The sequence below is a fragment of the Staphylococcus sp. EG-SA-2 genome, from assembly GCF_017152085.1.
On the sequence record NZ_JACYHC010001188.1, the window covers coordinates 1 to 652 of the forward strand.

The following is a 652-nucleotide window of genomic DNA, read 5'->3' on the forward strand; positions in this document are numbered from 1 at the left end:
AAAAATCTTTTATAAACGCAATTGAGAAAGAACCAAAGCTAGCAATTATTGCAGAAATTAAATCGAAGAGTCCTACAGTTAATGACTTACCTGAACGAGATTTATCGCAACAAATCTCAGATTATGACCAATATGGTGCAAATGCCGTGTCCATTTTAACTGATGAAAAGTACTTTGGTGGTAGTTTTGAAAGATTACAAGCATTGACGACAAAAACAACATTACCCGTATTATGCAAAGACTTTATTATAGACCCGCTTCAAATTGATGTTGCTAAACAAGCTGGTGCATCTATGATTTTATTGATCGTTAACATCTTATCTGATAAACAATTGAAAGATTTATATAACTACGCTATATCGCAAAATCTAGAAGTGTTAGTTGAAGTACATGATCGCCATGAATTAGAACGTGCCTATAAGGTTAATGCTAAATTGATTGGTGTAAATAACAGGGACTTAAAACGATTTGTTACAAATGTGGAACATACAAATACTATTTTAGAAAATAAAAAAACAAATCATTATTATATTTCTGAAAGTGGTATTCACGATGCATCTGATGTAAGAAAAATCTTGCATAGTGGTATCGATGGCTTACTAATAGGTGAGGCGCTTATGCGTTGTGACAATCTATCTGAATTTTTACCACA

1 protein-coding gene is annotated in these 652 nt (G+C 32.4%); it reads left to right on the forward strand.

Annotated elements, in window-relative coordinates; all coding sequences use genetic code 11:
• Positions 1-652 (forward strand): indole-3-glycerol phosphate synthase TrpC (gene trpC, locus IDG60_RS28110; protein WP_206161086.1); only part of this gene is annotated, 652 nt, incomplete at both ends.